Source organism: Pseudomonas sp. GL-B-12 (assembly GCF_019955895.1).
Lineage (GTDB): Bacteria > Pseudomonadota > Gammaproteobacteria > Pseudomonadales > Pseudomonadaceae > Aquipseudomonas.
In genome coordinates this window covers 1-16,488 of record NZ_JAHBCX010000003.1, presented here as the reverse complement: position 1 = coordinate 16,488, position 16,488 = coordinate 1, and the positions used below count along the sequence as shown (strand labels likewise).

Genomic DNA, 16,488 nt, shown 5'->3' with positions numbered 1-16,488 from the left:
GTGCCGCTAGCTCTTCGGCTGTCATTCGACGGCGGACGCTTCAATCTTGTCCAGGCGCAGCGCCTTGCTGTTGCAACGGCGCTGGTCCTGACGCTGGGCTACTTCTTGCACCTCACGGCGAGTCACAAGATCAGCCAAGCTGATACCGCTCAGAAATTCGTGAATCTGCAGGCTCAGATCGCACCACAAGTGGTGAGTCAGGCAAGTGTCACCGGAATGGCAATCACCCTGCCCTTGGCATTTGGTTGCATCGACCGATTCGTTCACCGCATCGATCACCTGGGCGACCTGGATGCCCTGCATGTCGCGGGACAATTGGTAGCCACCGCCCGGACCACGCACGCTGGACACCAAGTTGCTGCGGCGCAGCTTGGCGAAAAGCTGTTCGAGGTAGGACAGGGAGATGCCTTGGCGCTCGGAGATATCGGCCAGGGACACGGGCCCGTGCTGCGCGTGCAACGCCAGATCGAGCATGGCGGTCACGGCGTATCGGCCTTTTGTAGTCAGTCGCATGGACAATTACCACGGAGTTCGGAATGAGGCGAGTATGCAATTCCCGAGTATTTAAGTCAACTATAAGACCTAGTACTTTAGTCAGGTTTACCCGCAAAAGAGCGGGCGCATCATAGCAGGGTCTGCGGCCTAATGGCACACCGGTCAGCGCTCTGCCATTACCTGATTGCGACCCGTAGGAGCTGCCGCAGGCTGCGGCAGCTCCTACAAAGGTATCAACCGGCCTGACTCTGATCTTTGTCTTTTACGCAGGCGAAATCTTCTTCACGCAGTTCAGGCAGATCTTTTGCACAATAATTGCTGCCCAGGTCCTTCAACGCCCCGCACATCCCCTCCAGACGCCCATCGACCGCCTGCAGGTGATCGAGCAACTGACCAATGGCACGCGCCACCGGGTCGGGCATGTCTTCAGTCAGACCGTAAGCATCAAAACCAATCTTCTCGGCCATGGCCTTGCGCTTGGCGTCCTGCTCTTCGTCGGGCTTGACGATAATCCGCCCCGGAATCCCCACCACAGTGGCACCCGGCGGCACTTCCTTGGTCACGACCGCATTGGAACCCACTTTGGCCCCGGCACCAACCGTGAACGGGCCAAGCACCTTCGCGCCCGCCCCGACCACGACGCCATCACCCAGGGTCGGGTGACGCTTGCCCTTGTTCCAGCTGGTACCGCCCAGGGTCACGCCCTGGTAAATCGTGACGTCATCGCCAATCTCGGCGGTTTCACCGATGACGATGCCCATGCCATGGTCAATGAAGAAGCGACGACCGACCTTGGCACCCGGATGGATCTCGATCCCGGTCAACCAGCGACCGAAGTTCGACACCAGCCGCGCCAGCCATTTCAGATCAGCACGCCACAGCATCGCCGACAAACGGTGAATCCAGATGGCGTGCATGCCCGGGTAGCAAGTCAGGACTTCAAAAGCGTTACGCGCCGCCGGGTCTCGGTGGAATACGCTCTGGATATCTTCACGCAAACGCTCGAACATCATTAATCCTTCCGTTTAAGGAGCTCACCACGGGCCGCTTTTTGGGTTTCCGTGAGGATGCCACGCAAAATATTCATTTCCGCCCGGCTGACCGAGCTACGTCCGTACAACCGGCGCAGGCGCGCCATCAAGTGCCGTGGCTTTTCCGGATCGAGAAATTCGATGGCCACCAGGGTCTGCTCCAGGTGTTCATAGAATCGTTCCAGCTCGTCCATGGTCGCAAGCTCAGCGCTTTTGACCGAAGCCACTTCTTCCTTCTCGACCTTGCTCGGCTGACCTTGGGCCGCCAGCCAGGACATGCGCACTTCATAACCCAACACCTGCACCGCCGCCCCAAGGTTCAGCGAGCTGAACTCAGGGTCTGATGGGATGTGCACGTGATAATGACATCGCTGCAGTTCTTCGTTGGTCAGGCCGGAGTCTTCACGACCGAACACCAGGGCGATTTCCGCGCCTTGCCCGGCTTCCTCGACCACTTTCGTTCCGCATTCGCGGGGATCGAGCAGCGGCCAGGGAATGCGCCGGTCGCGGGCGCTGGTGCCGAGCACCAGATTGCAACCGACCAAGGCTTCTTCCAAGGTGGCGACGACTTGCGCGTTTTCAAGGATGTCACCGGCACCGGAGGCACGGGCATCGGCCTCGTGATGCGGGAACAGACGAGGCTCGACCAGCACCAGCCGCGACAGCCCCATGTTCTTCATGGCACGCGCAGCCCCGCCGATATTGCCCGGATGGCTGGTATTGACCAGGACGACACGAATGTTTTGCAGCAAGGGAGGCGCTCTCGAACACAATAATCGGGAGCGGAATCTTACAGCTCATCCTACCGTTAAGCCATGAAAGCGAACGCCGTCCTTCTCCTGTAGAAACTTTCTGATAGAATGCTCGGCTTTCTTTAACAACCTTAGGTGACACATCCATGCAGCCCATGCTGAATATCGCGCTGCGCGCCGCCCGCAGCGCCAGTGAATTGATCTTCCGCTCCATCGAGCGCCTGGATACCATCAAGGTCGACGAAAAAGACGCCAAGGATTACGTATCCGAGGTGGATCGCGCCGCCGAACAGAAAATCATCGACGCCCTGCGCAAGGCCTACCCGAATCACTCGATCATGGGTGAAGAGACCGGCATGCACGCCGGCACCGGCATCGAAGGCGAAGAGTACCTGTGGATCATCGACCCACTGGACGGCACCACCAACTTCCTGCGCGGCATTCCTCATTTCGCTGTCAGCATCGCCTGCAAATACCGCGGTCGTCTTGAGCACGCCGTTGTTCTGGACCCGGTTCGCCAGGAAGAATTCACCGCCAGCCGTGGTCGCGGCGCTCAACTGAACGGTCGTCGCCTGCGCGTCAGCGGTCGCACCAGCCTGGACGGCGCCCTGCTGGGTACCGGCTTCCCGTTCCGTGATGACCAGATGGACAACCTCGACAACTACCTGGGCATGTTCCGCGCCCTGGTTGGCCAGACTGCCGGCATCCGCCGCGCAGGTTCCGCGAGCCTGGACCTGGCCTACGTGGCCGCCGGCCGTTTCGACGCCTTCTGGGAGTCGGGCCTGTCCGAGTGGGACATGGCTGCAGGCGCCCTGCTGATCCAGGAAGCCGGCGGTTTGGTAAGCGACTTCACCGGCGGTCACGACTTCCTTGAAAAAGGCCACGTCGTTGCCGGCAACACCAAGTGCTTCAAGGCAGTGCTGACGGCGATCCAGCCGCACCTGCCGGCCTCGCTGAAGCGCTAAGCTTCCGGCGACAGAAAAGCACCCTTCGGGGTGCTTTTTTTATGCCTGGAAATCGATCTGAAACACACCACATACCCACTGTAGGAGCGAGCTTGCTCGCGATGGTCGCCAACGATTACGCGCGCTTTCAGGATTAACTCGGTGCCTTTGGGTTCTTCGCGAGCAAGCTCGCTCCCACAAGGGACTCGCTGCGGCGCATAAATCGCGGGCACAAAAAAAGCACCCCGCAGGGTGCTTCTTTTATATCCAGCGTCAGCAAATTACTGAGCCGCCTGATTCTCCGACAAGATCAACTTGCCTTCCTTATCCACCGGAATCTGGTTGCCTGGATCACGATCCATGCGCACCTTGCCTTCCTTGCCGTCCAGCGAATACCGCACGTCGTAACCTACAACCTTGTCACTGATGTCGTTAACCGTGTTACAGCGGGTCTGGGTCGTGGTGTAAGTGTCACGCTCTTGCATGCCTTCCTGCACCTTGTTGCCGGCGTAACCGCCACCGACAGCACCCGCGACCGTGGCGATCTTCTTACCGGTGCCGCCACCGATCTGGTTACCCAGCAAACCACCTGCCAATGCACCAACCACCGTACCGGCGATCTGATGTTGATCTTTCACCGGCGCCTGCCGGGTGACCGCTACATCCTTGCATACTTCACGTGGAGTCTTGATTTGTGTCTTGACCGGCTCAACGGCGAGTACTTGTGCGTACTCTGGGCCGCTTTTAACCAGGCTGTAGGTGGCCACAGCACCCCCGGCAGTTACACCGACAGCACCCAGTACAGCACCAACCAGCATCGACTTGTTCACATGAACCTCCTGGACCATCACATGCGGAACTTGTCCGCGCTTCTCCCTGCCTTGGAGCACAAAAAAAGGCGCGAGTTCAACTCGCGCCTTTTTTGGACTACATCGCTTAAAGACTTTGCCTTCAAGGACGGTCGTCGACTTCCTTCTCGGTATTGACAGGAGGAATCAGGTCTTCCGTGCTCAGGTTCAGCCAGATCAGCACCACGTTCGCGATGTAGATCGACGAGTAAGTACCCGCCAGAACACCGATGAACAGGGCGATGGAGAAGCCGAACAGGTTGTCGCCACCGAAGAACAGCAGGGCCGCGATCGCCAGCAAGGTGGAGATCGAAGTCGCCATGGTCCGCAGCAGGGTTTGCGTGGTCGAGATGTTGATGTTCTCGATCAGGCTGGCCTTGCGCAGTACACGGAAGTTTTCACGAACCCGGTCGAATACCACGATGGTGTCGTTGAGCGAGTAACCGATGATCGCCAGTACCGCCGCCAGCACCGTCAGGTCGAAGGTGATCTGGAAGAACGACAGGATACCGACAGTCACGATCACGTCGTGGATCAAGGATACGATCGCACCGACCGCAAACTTCCACTGAAAGCGGAAAGCCAGGTAGATCAGGATGCCGCCCAGCGCCATCAGCATGCCGAGGCCGCCCTGGTCGCGCAGCTCTTCACCCACCTGCGGGCCGACGAACTCGACACGCTTGACCGTCGCCGGGTTCTCGCCGCCGACCTTCTGCAAGGCTTCGGCGACCTGGTGACCCAGCTGCGGGTCTTCGCCAGGCATGCGCACCAGCAGGTCGGTAGTCGCACCGAAGTTCTGCACGATGGCTTCGTGATAACCCGCGGTCACCAGCTGCTCACGCACCTTGGTAACGTCGGCCGGACGCTCATAGGTCAGCTCGATGAGCGTACCGCCGGTGAAGTCCAGGCCCCAGTTCATGCCCTTATGGAAGACACTGAATATTGCCAGTGCGGTAAGGAACAATGTGACGCCGAACGCAAAGTTGCGAACGCCCATGAAGTTGATTGTACGTAACATGGCAGCCCCTTAAATCCACAACTTCTTGAAGTCACGACCGCCGAAGATCAGGTTGACCATCGCGCGGGTCACCATGATGGCCGTGAACATCGAGGTAAAGATCCCGAGGGACATGGTCACTGCGAAGCCCTTGACCGGGCCGGTGCCCATGGCAAAGAGGATGCCGCCGACCAGCAAGGTGGTCAGGTTGGCGTCGAGAATCGCGGTGAATGCCCGGCCGAAGCCTTCGTTGATTGCGCGCTGCACGGTCATGCCGGCGGCGATCTCTTCACGAATCCGCGAGAAGATCAGCACGTTGGCGTCGACCGCCATGCCCATGGTCAATACGATACCGGCGATACCCGGCAGGGTCAGCGTTGCACCCAGCAGCGACATCAGGGCCAGCAGCATCACCATGTTCACCGCCAGCGCGACGGTGGCGATCAGGCCGAAGAAGCGGTAGATGGCCATGATGAACAGCGAGACAAACAGCATGCCCCACAGCGATGCATCGATACCCTTGGTGATGTTGTCGGCACCCAGGCTTGGGCCGATGGTGCGTTCTTCAGCGAAGTACATCGGTGCAGCCAGACCACCGGCACGCAGCAGCAGCGCCAGTTCGGACGATTCGCCCTGGCCGTTCAGGCCGGTAATGCGGAACTGCGCACCCAACGGCGACTGAATGGTCGCCAGGCTGATGATCTTCTTCTCTTCCTTGAAGGTCTGGACCGCCACGTCTTTTTCGACGCCGTTGACCATCTGCTTGGTGTAAGTGGTGATCGGACGCTGCTCGATGAAGATCACCGCCATGCTGCGACCGACGTTCGAACGGGTCGCACGGTTCATCAGCTCGCCGCCGTGACCGTCCAGACGGATGTTCACTTCCGGCGTGCCGTGCTCGCCGAAGCCAGCCTTGGCGTCGGTCACTTGGTCACCGGTGATGATCAGGCCACGCTCGATCAGCGCAGGAGGACGCTTGCCCTCACGGAACTCGAATTCCTCGGAAGTGGCTTTCGAAGCACCCGGCTCAGCAGCCAGACGGAACTCCAGGTTGGCCGTCTTGCCGAGGATACGCTTGGCTTCAGCGGTGTCCTGCACGCCCGGCAGCTCAACCACGATGCGGTTGGCGCCCTGGCGCTGAACGATCGGTTCGGCAACACCCAGCTCGTTGACGCGGTTACGCACCGTGGTCAAGTTCTGCTTGATGGAGTATTCACGGATTTCCGCCAGCTTGGCCGGGGTCATCGCCAGACGCAGCACCGGTTGACCATTAAGGTCGGCCGGAACAATGTCGAAATCGTTGAAGTTCTTGCGGATGATCGTACGGGCCTGTTCGCGGCTGTCTTCATCAGCGAAGCCCAGCTGAATGGCACCGCCCAGTTGCGGCAGGCTGCGATAACGCAGTTTCTCTTTACGCAGCAGGCTCTTGACGTCGCCTTCGTAGACTTTCAGGCGCGCGTCGAGGGCTTTGTCCATGTCCACTTCCAGCAGGAAGTGCACACCACCGGACAAGTCCAGGCCCAGCTTCATCGGGTGCGCAGCGAGGTTGCGCAGCCATTGCGGGGTGGTTTGTGCCAAGTTCAATGCAACAACGTAGTCATCACCCAGCGCCTTGCGTACAACGTCCTTGGCCGGCAGCTGGTCTTCAGCCTTGGTCAGGCGAATCAGGCCGCCCTTGCCGTTGGCGGCCAGGGTGGCAGCCTTGACGTTGATCCCGGACTCTCTGAGCGCCGTGCTTACACGGTCCAGATCAGCCTGATTGACCAGCAGCGCAGTGCTTGCACCGCTGACCTGAATGGCCGGGTCATCAGGATAAAGATTGGGAGCGGAATAAATCAGACCGACCGCCAGCACCGCCAGGATCAGAATGTATTTCCACAGAGGATATTTGTTCAGCATCACGCCGCCCGTTTATGACGCGGGGCGCCTTGCGCGCCCCGTCGATTGAATATGAAGTTGAAACTCAGATCGCTTTGAGCGTGCCTTTTGGCAGCGTGGCGGCGATGGCGCCTTTCTGGAACTTCATTTCGACGGTGTCGGAAACTTCCAGAACGACGAAATCGTCGGCCACTTTAGTGATCTTGCCGGCGATGCCGCCGGTGGTCACAACTTCGTCGCCTTTCTGCAGGCTGCTCAGCAGGTTTTTCTGCTCTTTGGCGCGCTTGGCCTGTGGACGCCAGATCATCAGGTAGAAGATGACCAGGAAACCGACCAGGAAAATCCACTCGAAACCGCCACCCATTGGGCCGGCAGCAGGTGCAGCGGCGTCAGCCATGGCATTAGAGATAAAAAAGCTCATTTAGCACTCCAGTTGCAAATGTTGAATCTTGGGGTCAGAAAACTCAGTCCAAAGGCGGAACAGGTAACCCGCGTTTGGCGTAGAAGGCATCGACAAAGGCGGCCAATGTACCCTGTTGAATAGCCTCGCGCAAACCAGCCATAAGCACTTGATAATGACGCAAGTTATGGATGGTATTGAGCATGCTCCCCAGCATTTCGCCGCACTTGTCCAGGTGATGCAGATAAGCGCGGGAGAAGTTCTGGCAGGTATAGCAATCGCAGGTCGGATCGAGCGGCGAATCATCATGGCGATGGAACGCGTTCCGGATCTTCAGCACGCCGGTATCGATGAACAGATGCCCGTTGCGGGCATTACGGGTTGGCATCACGCAATCGAACATGTCCACACCGCGGCGCACACCCTCAACCAAGTCTTCCGGTTTGCCAACGCCCATAAGGTAACGAGGTTTGTCAGCCGGCATCATGCCCGGCAGATAATCCAGCACCTTGATCATTTCATGTTTGGGCTCGCCCACCGACAGGCCGCCGATGGCCAGGCCGTCGAAGCCGATCTGGTCGAGGCCTTCCAGGGAGCGCATGCGCAGGTCCTGGTGCATGCCGCCCTGAACGATGCCGAACAGCGCCGCCGTGTTGTCGCCATGGGCTTCTTTCGAACGCTTGGCCCAACGCAGGGACAACTCCATGGAAATACGGGCGACGTCTTCATCCGCCGGGTACGGCGTGCATTCGTCGAAAATCATCACGATGTCGGAGCCCAGGTCACGCTGGACCTGCATCGACTCTTCCGGGCCCATGAACACCTTGGCGCCGTCGACCGGGGAAGCGAAAGTCACGCCCTCCTCCTTGATCTTGCGCATGGCGCCCAGGCTGAACACCTGGAAACCGCCGGAGTCGGTCAGGATCGGGCCTTTCCACTGCATGAAATCGTGCAGGTCGCCGTGCTTCTTGATCACTTCCGTGCCCGGGCGCAGCCACAAGTGGAAGGTGTTGCCCAGAATGATTTCAGCGCCAGTCGCCTCGATATCCCGTGGCAGCATGCCCTTGACCGTGCCGTAGGTGCCCACCGGCATGAAGGCCGGGGTCTCGACGGTACCGCGCGGGAAGGTCAAACGACCGCGACGAGCCTTGCCATCAGTGGCCAGCAGCTCGAAAGACATACGACAGGTGCGACTCATACTGTTTCCTCTGGGCCCGATTCTTTAGGGGCAGTCGGCGCAGGATTACGCGTGATGAACATCGCATCACCGTAGCTGAAAAAGCGGTAACCGTTGTCCACGGCGGCCTTGTAGGCAGCCATGGTTTCGGGATAACCGGCGAACGCCGAAACCAGCATCAACAGCGTGGATTCGGGCAAATGGAAGTTGGTGACCAGGGCATCGACCACATGAAACGGCCGGCCCGGGAAGATGAAAATGTCGGTGTCGCCACTGAACGGCTTGAGCACGCCATCGCGGGCGGCGCTTTCCAGGGAACGCACACTAGTAGTCCCCACCGCCACCACGCGACCACCGCGAGCGCGGCAGGCGGCAACGGCATCGACCACGTCCTGGCCGACTTCCAGCCATTCGCTGTGCATGTGGTGGTCTTCGAGCTTCTCCACGCGCACCGGCTGGAACGTGCCGGCACCAACGTGCAGGGTCACGAACGCGGTCTCGACGCCCTTGGCGGCAATCGCCTCCATCAGCACCTGATCGAAATGCAGCCCCGCCGTCGGCGCCGCCACCGCGCCCAAACGCTCGGCGTAGACGGTCTGGTAACGCTCGCGGTCGGCACCTTCATCCGGGCGGTCTATATAAGGAGGCAGCGGCATGTGCCCGACGCGGTCGAGCAGCGGCAACACTTCCTCAGTGAACCCCAGCTCGAACAACGCATCGTGCCGCGCCAGCATCTCGGCCTCGCCACCGCCGTCGATCAAGATCTTCGACCCAGGCTTCGGCGACTTGCTGGAACGCACATGGGCCAGCACACGATGACTGTCGAGCACCCGCTCCACCAGGATTTCCAGCTTGCCGCCGGAAGCCTTCTGGCCAAACAGCCGCGCCGGAATCACCCGGGTATTGTTGAACACCATCAAGTCGCCGGGGCGCAAATGCTCCAGCAAATCAGTGAATTGACGGTGTGCCAGGGCGCCGCTGACCCCATCAAGGGTCAACAGGCGACTATTGCGCCGCTCGGCCAGCGGATGGCGGGCGATCAGCGAATCAGGGAGCTCGAAGGTAAAGTCAGCAACGCGCATGATGGGGTTCGTCTAGCAGGGCCGGGAAGTCTAGCGGAAATATCAAAAATTCTCCATGTACCTGATTGACCAGCGGTTATCTCATCTCTATACTTCGCCGCCATTGAGCCCTGATGGCGGAATTGGTAGACGCGGCGGATTCAAAATCCGTTTTCGAAAGGAGTGGGAGTTCGAGTCTCCCTCGGGGCACCATTTGCAGTACATAGACGACTACCAGCGTCTACGCAACACCCCTAGAGCCCGCTAACTGCGGGCTTTTTGGTCTCTGGGGTTCCACCCCCATCTCTTGCAAGCCAGCCTCTTTTTGGTACATTTTCTGTACAGATTCCAGTTCGAGAACCGGAGGTGTACAGCCATGCCCCTCACCGCCTTGCAAGTCAAAGCGTCCAAGCCTACCGACAAGCAATACACATTGGGTGATAGTTCGGGTCTTGCCCTTTTGGTTCAGCCGAACGGGCGCAAGTACTGGCATTTCCGCTATACGTACCTTGGTCGGCCGGCGCGGGTGTCGCTTGGTGTCTATCCGAGCATCTCCTTGCAGGAGGCTCGTGAACGGGCTGCTGAATGCCGGAAGCTGCTCAAGGACGACATCAACCCTGGCGCCAAGCGGCGGGATGACAAGCAGCAGCAACGGGAGGCTGGGCTCAACACCTTCAGGCGAGCTACGGAGTACTGGTATCAGTTCAAGGCCGACTCCGGCCGCAGCCATGCGACGCTAAAGAAGATTCGCGACTACCTCGACAAGGATCTGCTACCGGCACTCGGCGAGATGCAGTTGGAGCACATCACTCGCGCCGACTGCGCGAAGTTGCAGGCCAGCATCGAAAAGCGTGGGGCGTTCAATGTGGCAGACAAGGCTCGGACCTGGCTCAAGCAGATTTTCAGTCAGGCGATTGCGCGGGGGTTGTGCGAACACAATCCGGCTTCAGAACTTCATGCCATCGCGTTGGTGCCGCCGCCCCCTGAGCACTATCCGCATTTGCGTGAAAGCGAGCTGCCGGAATTTCTTCAGGCGCTGAGTAAGACCACCAGCCGGTTGCCGTCGAGGATTGCTTCGTGGATGGCAATACTGACGGCGAGCCGACCCGGCATGGTTCGGTATGCGACGTGGGATGAAATCGATTTTGAAGAAGGGACGTGGACCATACCAGCTGAACGCATGAAGATGCGCCGGGACTATGTCAGCCCCCTGCCCCATCAACTGATAGCGATGCTGATCAAGCTGCACCAATGCACTGGGCGCAGCCGCTACCTGTTTCCGGGTAGTGGTGAGAAACGGCCCGTCATCAGCGAGAACACGATCAATCTGGTGTTTGCCAAGATTGGCTACAAAGGGCGGATGGTGAGCCATGGCGTTCGCCACACCGCGAGCACGCTGCTGCGCGAACATGGGTGGCTGAAGGATCATGTTGAAAGCCAACTGGCGCATGTCGAGGGTGGCATTGCTGGGGAGTACAACCAAGCGCTGTACCTGACACAACGGCGGATCATGATGCAGTGGTATGCCGATTATCTCGATGCGCTCAGGGTTGGGATTACGGCGAGCCTGCGGGATCAGTTTGATACGCGGGTTAATCAGTTTCTGTCGCGCAAGTCTTCGGAGCTTCTCGGGGTCAACGCGGTCGATGGCGGCATCAGCGCCTTGGAAGATGAGCGTGGCGCATTCCAGCGCTAACACGCCAGTGAAATCTCCACAGCGTTGCCTTCCACGCGGGCCCTTCCAAGCAGGGCGGCAAAGCCGCCCTGCTTGGAAGGGCCTCACTTGAAAAACCTAAAAATCAGTGTAACCGTCTTCTAGAAACCACGGATTTCCATAGACGGCTTATGCCATTCGCAGCCGCAGAATTCTCGAAAAGTCGAGCCTTGACCCTGTCTATCGGCGAGCGTAGAAAAGATCGTGCAAGTGCTGTCGTTGACAGCAACCCAGGTAGCCAGAACCTTTAAGGCTACGCCACACCGTGGTGGTTCTCCCAAAGTGTGATTAGCGTCCGGCGGCTCGCACGGTCACAGCGATGTGATGGATGCCTACTTTTACCAGTGTGCCCACTGCGGCAACTCATCCCCCTTCATAGCTGCCCTGCAGCAACCAATCCGCTTGGCCACTCCCGTGCGCCAACCTGCGCCCGTCTCTTTCCCCCAGAAAGAGACGGGCGCTCCAACCGCTGCTGCAGCCCAACTCGTACAGGGCTTTGCGGCATTCCCCTTCGTGACAATTGGCGTGACAAACACCGAAGTCACCAGCAATAGCGATGCAGATGAAGGTGCCGCAGCCCAGGGAATGGACTGCACCTGACTGACAGTCAGGCATGCCCCGGTCATCGAATCACTGCCTTCACCCGACTCAGGATCTCGCGGCGCCGGTCTCGTCAGCCAGCGCAGCCTCCACCCGCCCACTTCCTCGGAAGTGTTCAGGAGGCCAGATCATGAGATGCCCAAGCTCCCGGTCGTAAGGAGTCGCCAGTCCCGCGTTAGTGGACAACCCTCACAGGTCGCAGGGGCCTTGATCCCTGATAACACTCAGCATTCATGGCGGGATGACGTGGGGAAGGTTTTAAAGGTTTGGCTTCGAGAGGAGTTTGATCATGGCATTGGTCGGTAGACGGGACGGGCGGAACTTTGGCTATGGACGGCAACTGAGTTATGCCGGGCCACAGGCGCTACGTGATCTGTTTGGCGGCGGGCATTACGGGACGGTCAAAGCGTACAGTGATCGCTGGCAGGCGTTTGCGCGCTGGTGTCGGTCGGAGGATGGGCCAGGGTTTAACGATGCTCGGCAGATTGCTCGGCGGACTTTGCTCGATTACGCCAGATATCTGCGGCAGCAAGTTGAACAAGGTGAGCTCGCCATCGCCACCGCGCAAAACCGATTGTCCAGCGTGAACCGAACCATGGCCGCGCTTCGCGGTGATCTGAATGTGAAAGTACCGAGCCCGAGCAAGGCACTAGGAATGCAGCGCACCAGCGTTCGTTGCTCAGTGCCGCAAGGCCAAGATCGCGAACACGTGAAACGGATCGTCGACGTGCTTTGCGAACACCAGCAGCCGCGCGCCGCGGCCATCGTGCAGTTGGCGCGAGCCACTGGCATGCGCTTGCGCGAGGCCATTTTGGCCGACCTTCCCCGCCTAAAACGTGAAGCCGAACACTACGACAAAATCAACATCCAGGACGGCAACAAAGGTGGCCGCGGCGGCGCAACCGCGCCTCGTTGGATCACGGTGGATGACCATATTCGCGAAGCGCTCAGGTACGCCGAACAGGTCTCACCCGACGGTAGCCGCAACCTGCTGGCACCGAACGAGAGCTACCTCGATTTCCAACGGGAAATCGTCCGCCCCGCCCGAGATATCCTCCATACGCACGACCTCAAAGGCTTCCACGAACTGCGTGCGGCTTATGCGTGCGAACGCTATGAGCAGATCACCCATCACCTGGCACCCATTAACGGGGGCAGGTGCAGGCGCCTCGATCCACGCCTTGATCGAGAGGCACGCTTACAAATCAGCTATGAGCTGGGACATGGTCGAATCGACGTAGTATCGGCGTATATCGGTGGTCGGGTATGAATAAACCATTCGATATGGAGATCTTCTTGGCTGGGGTGCTGACTGGAGCACATGCCACACGCGAACGTCACATCCGCCAGGCCAAGACTATTCAAGCAGCCATTTCTGAACGCTGGAACCGAGATAATCCATGGACATGGCAAAGAAAACATCTCGTTTGGTTTTTGAACGACCACATGAACTCAAACTCGAAATCGACGCGCTACTACTACCTGCTGACTACAAACCTGATCACTCTGCGCCTAGGAAAATCCTGGAACTTTCCACGCTAGCCGAATGCCAGCAACTGCGCGCTCTGTATCCCTCACCGGCAGATTGAGCCAGCCAACGATTTGATTGGGACTAGGGCGGACCCCTTGAGCTCCTGAACCGAACCTCTGTTGTTTGATAACCTCTATGTTTTACTGATGGACTGAGGGTTGTAGCTCGAGGCTACAGGCTTCACCTGAGACGTAGAGGCTGAAGGCGGTGATAGACACTAGTCTGGTGGCGAAGCTAAGGGCTGAGAATGCAAGATTGGTTGCCTTGCTGGATGCTCATGGCATCGAATGGCGCCCGCCTGCTGAGCCAGTCAAAATAGCGATTGTCCAAGCAGAGCAATCACAGCAACTCGATACTGAAGGAAAGCTTGCCCTATTCCGAAGCTTGTTTCGTGGCAGGACGGACGTTTATCCCATCCGCTGGGAAAGCAAGGCAGGCAAATCAGGATACGCACCCGCTTGCGCAAACGAATGGAGGCCTGGCGTTTGTGAGAAGCCCCGAATTAAATGTGGCGACTGCGGTAACCGCCAGCTGCTTCCGCTGACCGATGAGGTGGTCTATCGCCATCTGGCGGGCGAAGTGGTCGCTGGTATCTACCCCCTACTCTCTGATGACACTTGTTATTTTTTGGCGGTCGACTTCGATGAGGCCGAATGGCGTGATGATTCCAAAGCTTTTGTGCAGTCATGCCATGAGCTGAACGTCCCGGTGGCGCTGGAAATATCGCGCTCAGGCCAAGGGGCTCATGGCTGGATTTTCTTTGAGCGTAATGTTCCTGCCTGCGATGCGCGCCGCCTCGGTGCCGCAATCATCAGTCATGCCTGTGAGCGCACCCGGCAGTTGGCGCTCAGCTCCTATGATCGACTGTTTCCAAACCAGGACTATATGCCCAAAGGCGGCTTTGGAAATCTCATCGCGCTCCCTTTACAAAAGCGCGCCAGGGCCCAAAACAATAGCGTTTTTGTAGACGACTCGCTTGAGCCTCATCCTGATCAATGGGCCTTCCTGGCATCGATTCAGCGCATGAGTCCAGAAGATATCCAGCCCGTTATTATCCAGGCGATGGGTAATCGGGACCCTCTAGGGGTCGCCTATGTCGATGACGAAGGTGATGCAGAACCCTGGAAAGATCGTGAATCGAGATCACGTAAATTGACATGCCCGTTGCCTGCTGCTGTCAACATCACGCTGGCTAACTTAATTTACTTTGAAAAGTCGGAATTGCCACAGCCATTGGCAAACCAGCTTGTCCGGCTCGCTGCCTTTCAAAATCCCGAGTTCTACAAAGCTCAGGCCATGCGCATGTCAGTATGGAACAAGCCAAGGATTATCGGCTGTGCCCAGAACTTCCCCAAACATATTGCGTTACCACGTGGCTGTTTGGATGCTGCGCTGGAGCTTTTAGAGGAAAACGGGGTTACCCCTATTCTTAAAGACGAACGCTTCGCGGGCGACCCCATCGACGTGAGCTTTCTCGGGACCCTGCGTTCTGACCAAGAGGCTGCTGTCAGCGCAATGCTAAGTCATGACACCGGTATCCTCTGCGCACCGACAGCTTTCGGTAAAACGGTGAGTGCTGCTGCGTTGATTGCCGCACGTGGCATTAACACGTTGGTGCTTGTGCATCGGACGGAGCTGTTAAGGCAGTGGCAAGAGCGCTTGCAGGCGTTCTTGGGAGTCGGGAATGGTGTCGTTGGTACTCTTGGGGGCGGAAAAGCGAAGCTTACAGGCATCATCGACATTGCCGTAATGCAGTCGTTATCGCGAAAAGGCGAGATCAGCGATCAGGTAAAAAACTACGGCCAGATCATCGTTGATGAGTGTCATCACCTATCAGCAGTGTCATTCGAGGCACTACTGAGGAGCGCGACCGCGCGGTACGTACTGGGACTCACAGCAACCCCAGTGCGCCGAGATGGGCAGCAGCCCATTATTTTCATGCAGTGCGGACCGATCCGACATTCTGCGCCTCGACCAGCGAGTGCGCCCCATGACCTATCTGTCGTGCCTCGATTGCTGCCCAAACCAATAGTGGTCCCCGACGGCTTTGGGATTCAGGACATTTTTCGGCGTCTAGCCGACGACTCTGAGCGGACAGCCAAAATCGTCTCGGAGATTGAGCTGGCGTACAACGAGGGTAGAAAAATTCTAGTGCTAACGGAGCGGACGGAACATGTGGATGCCCTTGAATTAGAATTGAAGCAGCGCGTGCATAACCTGTTCACGCTTCATGGGCGAGTGCCTAAGAAACAGCGCATTTCCCGTATGCATGAGCTTGAGTCCCTTCCCCCTGATGCTCCACGAGTGCTGTTGGCAACAGGAAAACTAGTAGGTGAAGGCTTCGATCATCCGCCGTTGGACACGCTGGTGCTGGCAATGCCCATCTCATGGAAGGGAATCCTTCAGCAATATGCGGGACGGTTGCATCGATCGCATGCCGATAAGGTCGACGTGCGAGTGATCGACTTCGTTGACGGGGGTAATGTCGCACTGCTGAGGATGTGGGATAAGCGCCAGGCGGGTTACAAAGCGATGGGCTACCGTATGGCTGATTCCATGGTCACCATGGACCTACTCTAACGTGGTTGACGGTCAACCTCCGTACCAGTCTCAGGATGCTTTTTTCGAGGACAAACAAAACCCCTATCTGTATGCGCAGATAGGGGTTTCGGAATTTAATCTTGACGATGACCTACTCTCACATGGGGAAACCCCACACTACCATCGGCGATGCATCGTTTCACTGCTGAGTTCGGGATGGGATCAGGTGGTTCCAACGCTCTATGGTCGTCAAGAAATTCGGGTACTGAGTCGTGACCGGTTGGCCTCGCTTCAGCAAATTGGGTATGTGATAGCTTCGGTGTTTTGTGAGTATCTCGAACTTTCGGTTCGTTTCGTCTTCACACACCGCAATCTGATGCTCTTTCGAGTAGTCAAATTGCTTGGGTGTTATATGGTCAAGCCTCACGGGCAATTAGTATTGGTTAGCTCAACGCCTCACAGCGCTTACACACCCAACCTATCAACGTCGTAGTCTTCGACGGCCCTTCAGGGGACTCA

General features: G+C 58.0%; 14 protein-coding genes, 1 tRNA gene and 2 rRNA genes. 6 read left to right on the top strand and 11 right to left on the bottom strand.

All coding sequences use genetic code 11. The features are described 5' to 3' along the window. Nucleotides 1-21: 21 nt before the first annotated feature. From iscR to trmJ, 3 genes are all read right to left on the bottom strand, one after another. Complete coding sequence (iscR, locus tag KGA85_RS01460) at nt 22-513, bottom strand: Fe-S cluster assembly transcriptional regulator IscR (protein ID WP_223458591.1); 492 nt, start codon at nt 511-513, stop codon at nt 22-24. 215 nt (nt 514-728) lie between these two features. Beyond that, a complete protein-coding gene (cysE, locus tag KGA85_RS01455; protein WP_223458953.1) occupies nt 729-1,505 on the bottom strand; it encodes a serine O-acetyltransferase in 777 nt (258 codons plus the stop codon). 2 nt (nt 1,506-1,507) lie between these two features. Further along, nucleotides 1,508-2,278, bottom strand: a complete 771-nt coding sequence (gene trmJ / locus KGA85_RS01450; protein ID WP_223536112.1) for a tRNA (cytosine(32)/uridine(32)-2'-O)-methyltransferase TrmJ — start codon at nt 2,276-2,278, stop codon at nt 1,508-1,510. Between the two features lie 146 nt (nt 2,279-2,424). On the opposite strand from trmJ, the gene suhB reads away from it, so the two are divergent. Then, entirely contained in the window at nt 2,425-3,243 is an 819-nt protein-coding gene (gene suhB / locus KGA85_RS01445; RefSeq protein ID WP_007982736.1) for an inositol-phosphate phosphatase, read from the top strand. Between the two features lie 260 nt (nt 3,244-3,503). Here suhB and KGA85_RS01440 read toward each other — a convergent pair whose 3' ends face one another. The 6 genes from KGA85_RS01440 to queA form a co-directional block, all read right to left on the bottom strand. Continuing rightward, a complete protein-coding gene (locus KGA85_RS01440; protein WP_150728289.1) occupies nt 3,504-4,052 on the bottom strand; it encodes a glycine zipper 2TM domain-containing protein in 549 nt (182 codons plus the stop codon). Nucleotides 4,053-4,173: 121 nt separating this feature from the next. Further along, nucleotides 4,174-5,088: a protein translocase subunit SecF gene (secF, locus tag KGA85_RS01435; RefSeq protein WP_223458589.1), complete on the bottom strand. Its 915-nt coding sequence runs from the start codon at nt 5,086-5,088 to the stop codon at nt 4,174-4,176. A 9-nt stretch (nt 5,089-5,097) separates the two neighbouring features. After that, on the bottom strand, nt 5,098-6,966 hold the full coding sequence (gene secD / locus KGA85_RS01430; protein WP_223458587.1) for a protein translocase subunit SecD: 1,869 nt from the start codon (nt 6,964-6,966) through the stop codon (nt 5,098-5,100). Between the two features lie 64 nt (nt 6,967-7,030). Next, complete coding sequence (gene yajC / locus KGA85_RS01425; protein WP_007982729.1) at nt 7,031-7,366, bottom strand: preprotein translocase subunit YajC; 336 nt, start codon at nt 7,364-7,366, stop codon at nt 7,031-7,033. Nucleotides 7,367-7,409: 43 nt separating this feature from the next. Continuing rightward, on the bottom strand, nt 7,410-8,525 hold the full coding sequence (tgt, locus tag KGA85_RS01420; RefSeq protein ID WP_191624894.1) for a tRNA guanosine(34) transglycosylase Tgt: 1,116 nt from the start codon (nt 8,523-8,525) through the stop codon (nt 7,410-7,412). 14 nt (nt 8,526-8,539) lie between these two features. Then, entirely contained in the window at nt 8,540-9,604 is a 1,065-nt protein-coding gene (gene queA, locus KGA85_RS01415) for a tRNA preQ1(34) S-adenosylmethionine ribosyltransferase-isomerase QueA (protein ID WP_223516000.1), read from the bottom strand. Nucleotides 9,605-9,711: 107 nt separating this feature from the next. On the opposite strand from queA, the gene KGA85_RS01410 reads away from it, so the two are divergent. The 5 genes from KGA85_RS01410 (at nt 9,712) to KGA85_RS01390 (ending at nt 16,008) form a co-directional block, all read left to right on the top strand. Beyond that, nucleotides 9,712-9,796, top strand: a tRNA-Leu gene (locus KGA85_RS01410). A 163-nt stretch (nt 9,797-9,959) separates the two neighbouring features. After that, a complete protein-coding gene (locus tag KGA85_RS01405) occupies nt 9,960-11,279 on the top strand; it encodes a tyrosine-type recombinase/integrase (protein ID WP_057398557.1) in 1,320 nt (439 codons plus the stop codon). Between the two features lie 907 nt (nt 11,280-12,186). Beyond that, the gene (locus tag KGA85_RS01400; protein ID WP_223536115.1) at nt 12,187-13,167 is read left to right on the top strand and encodes an integrase domain-containing protein; all 981 of its coding nucleotides are present in this window, start codon (nt 12,187-12,189) and stop codon (nt 13,165-13,167) included. Then, nucleotides 13,164-13,439, top strand: a complete 276-nt coding sequence (locus tag KGA85_RS01395; protein ID WP_169909505.1) for a hypothetical protein — start codon at nt 13,164-13,166, stop codon at nt 13,437-13,439. The genes KGA85_RS01400 and KGA85_RS01395 overlap by 4 nt, the downstream gene beginning before the upstream one ends. Nucleotides 13,440-13,635: 196 nt before the next feature. After that, nucleotides 13,636-16,008 (top strand): TOTE conflict system archaeo-eukaryotic primase domain-containing protein, encoded by a 2,373-nt coding sequence (locus KGA85_RS01390; RefSeq protein WP_223533065.1) that lies wholly within the window; start codon nt 13,636-13,638, stop codon nt 16,006-16,008. Nucleotides 16,009-16,107: 99 nt separating this feature from the next. Here KGA85_RS01390 and rrf read toward each other — a convergent pair. After that, nucleotides 16,108-16,223, bottom strand: a 5S ribosomal RNA gene (rrf, locus tag KGA85_RS01385). 158 nt (nt 16,224-16,381) lie between these two features. Continuing rightward, nucleotides 16,382-16,488, bottom strand: a 23S ribosomal RNA gene (locus KGA85_RS01380); the annotation flags it as partial.

Coding starts and splice junctions, on each gene's coding strand:
- iscR (WP_223458591.1), bottom strand. CDS start 513: ATGCGACTGACTACAAAAGGCCGATACGCCGTGACCGCCATGCTCGAT.
- cysE (WP_223458953.1), bottom strand. CDS start 1,505: ATGTTCGAGCGTTTGCGTGAAGATATCCAGAGCGTATTCCACCGAGAC.
- suhB (WP_007982736.1), top strand. CDS start 2,425: ATGCAGCCCATGCTGAATATCGCGCTGCGCGCCGCCCGCAGCGCCAGT.
- secF (WP_223458589.1), bottom strand. CDS start 5,088: ATGTTACGTACAATCAACTTCATGGGCGTTCGCAACTTTGCGTTCGGC.
- secD (WP_223458587.1), bottom strand. CDS start 6,966: ATGCTGAACAAATATCCTCTGTGGAAATACATTCTGATCCTGGCGGTG.
- yajC (WP_007982729.1), bottom strand. CDS start 7,366: ATGAGCTTTTTTATCTCTAATGCCATGGCTGACGCCGCTGCACCTGCT.
- tgt (WP_191624894.1), bottom strand. CDS start 8,525: ATGTCTTTCGAGCTGCTGGCCACTGATGGCAAGGCTCGTCGCGGTCGT.
- queA (WP_223516000.1), bottom strand. CDS start 9,604: ATGCGCGTTGCTGACTTTACCTTCGAGCTCCCTGATTCGCTGATCGCC.
- KGA85_RS01405 (WP_057398557.1), top strand. CDS start 9,960: ATGCCCCTCACCGCCTTGCAAGTCAAAGCGTCCAAGCCTACCGACAAG.
- KGA85_RS01400 (WP_223536115.1), top strand. CDS start 12,187: ATGGCATTGGTCGGTAGACGGGACGGGCGGAACTTTGGCTATGGACGG.
- KGA85_RS01395 (WP_169909505.1), top strand. CDS start 13,164: ATGAATAAACCATTCGATATGGAGATCTTCTTGGCTGGGGTGCTGACT.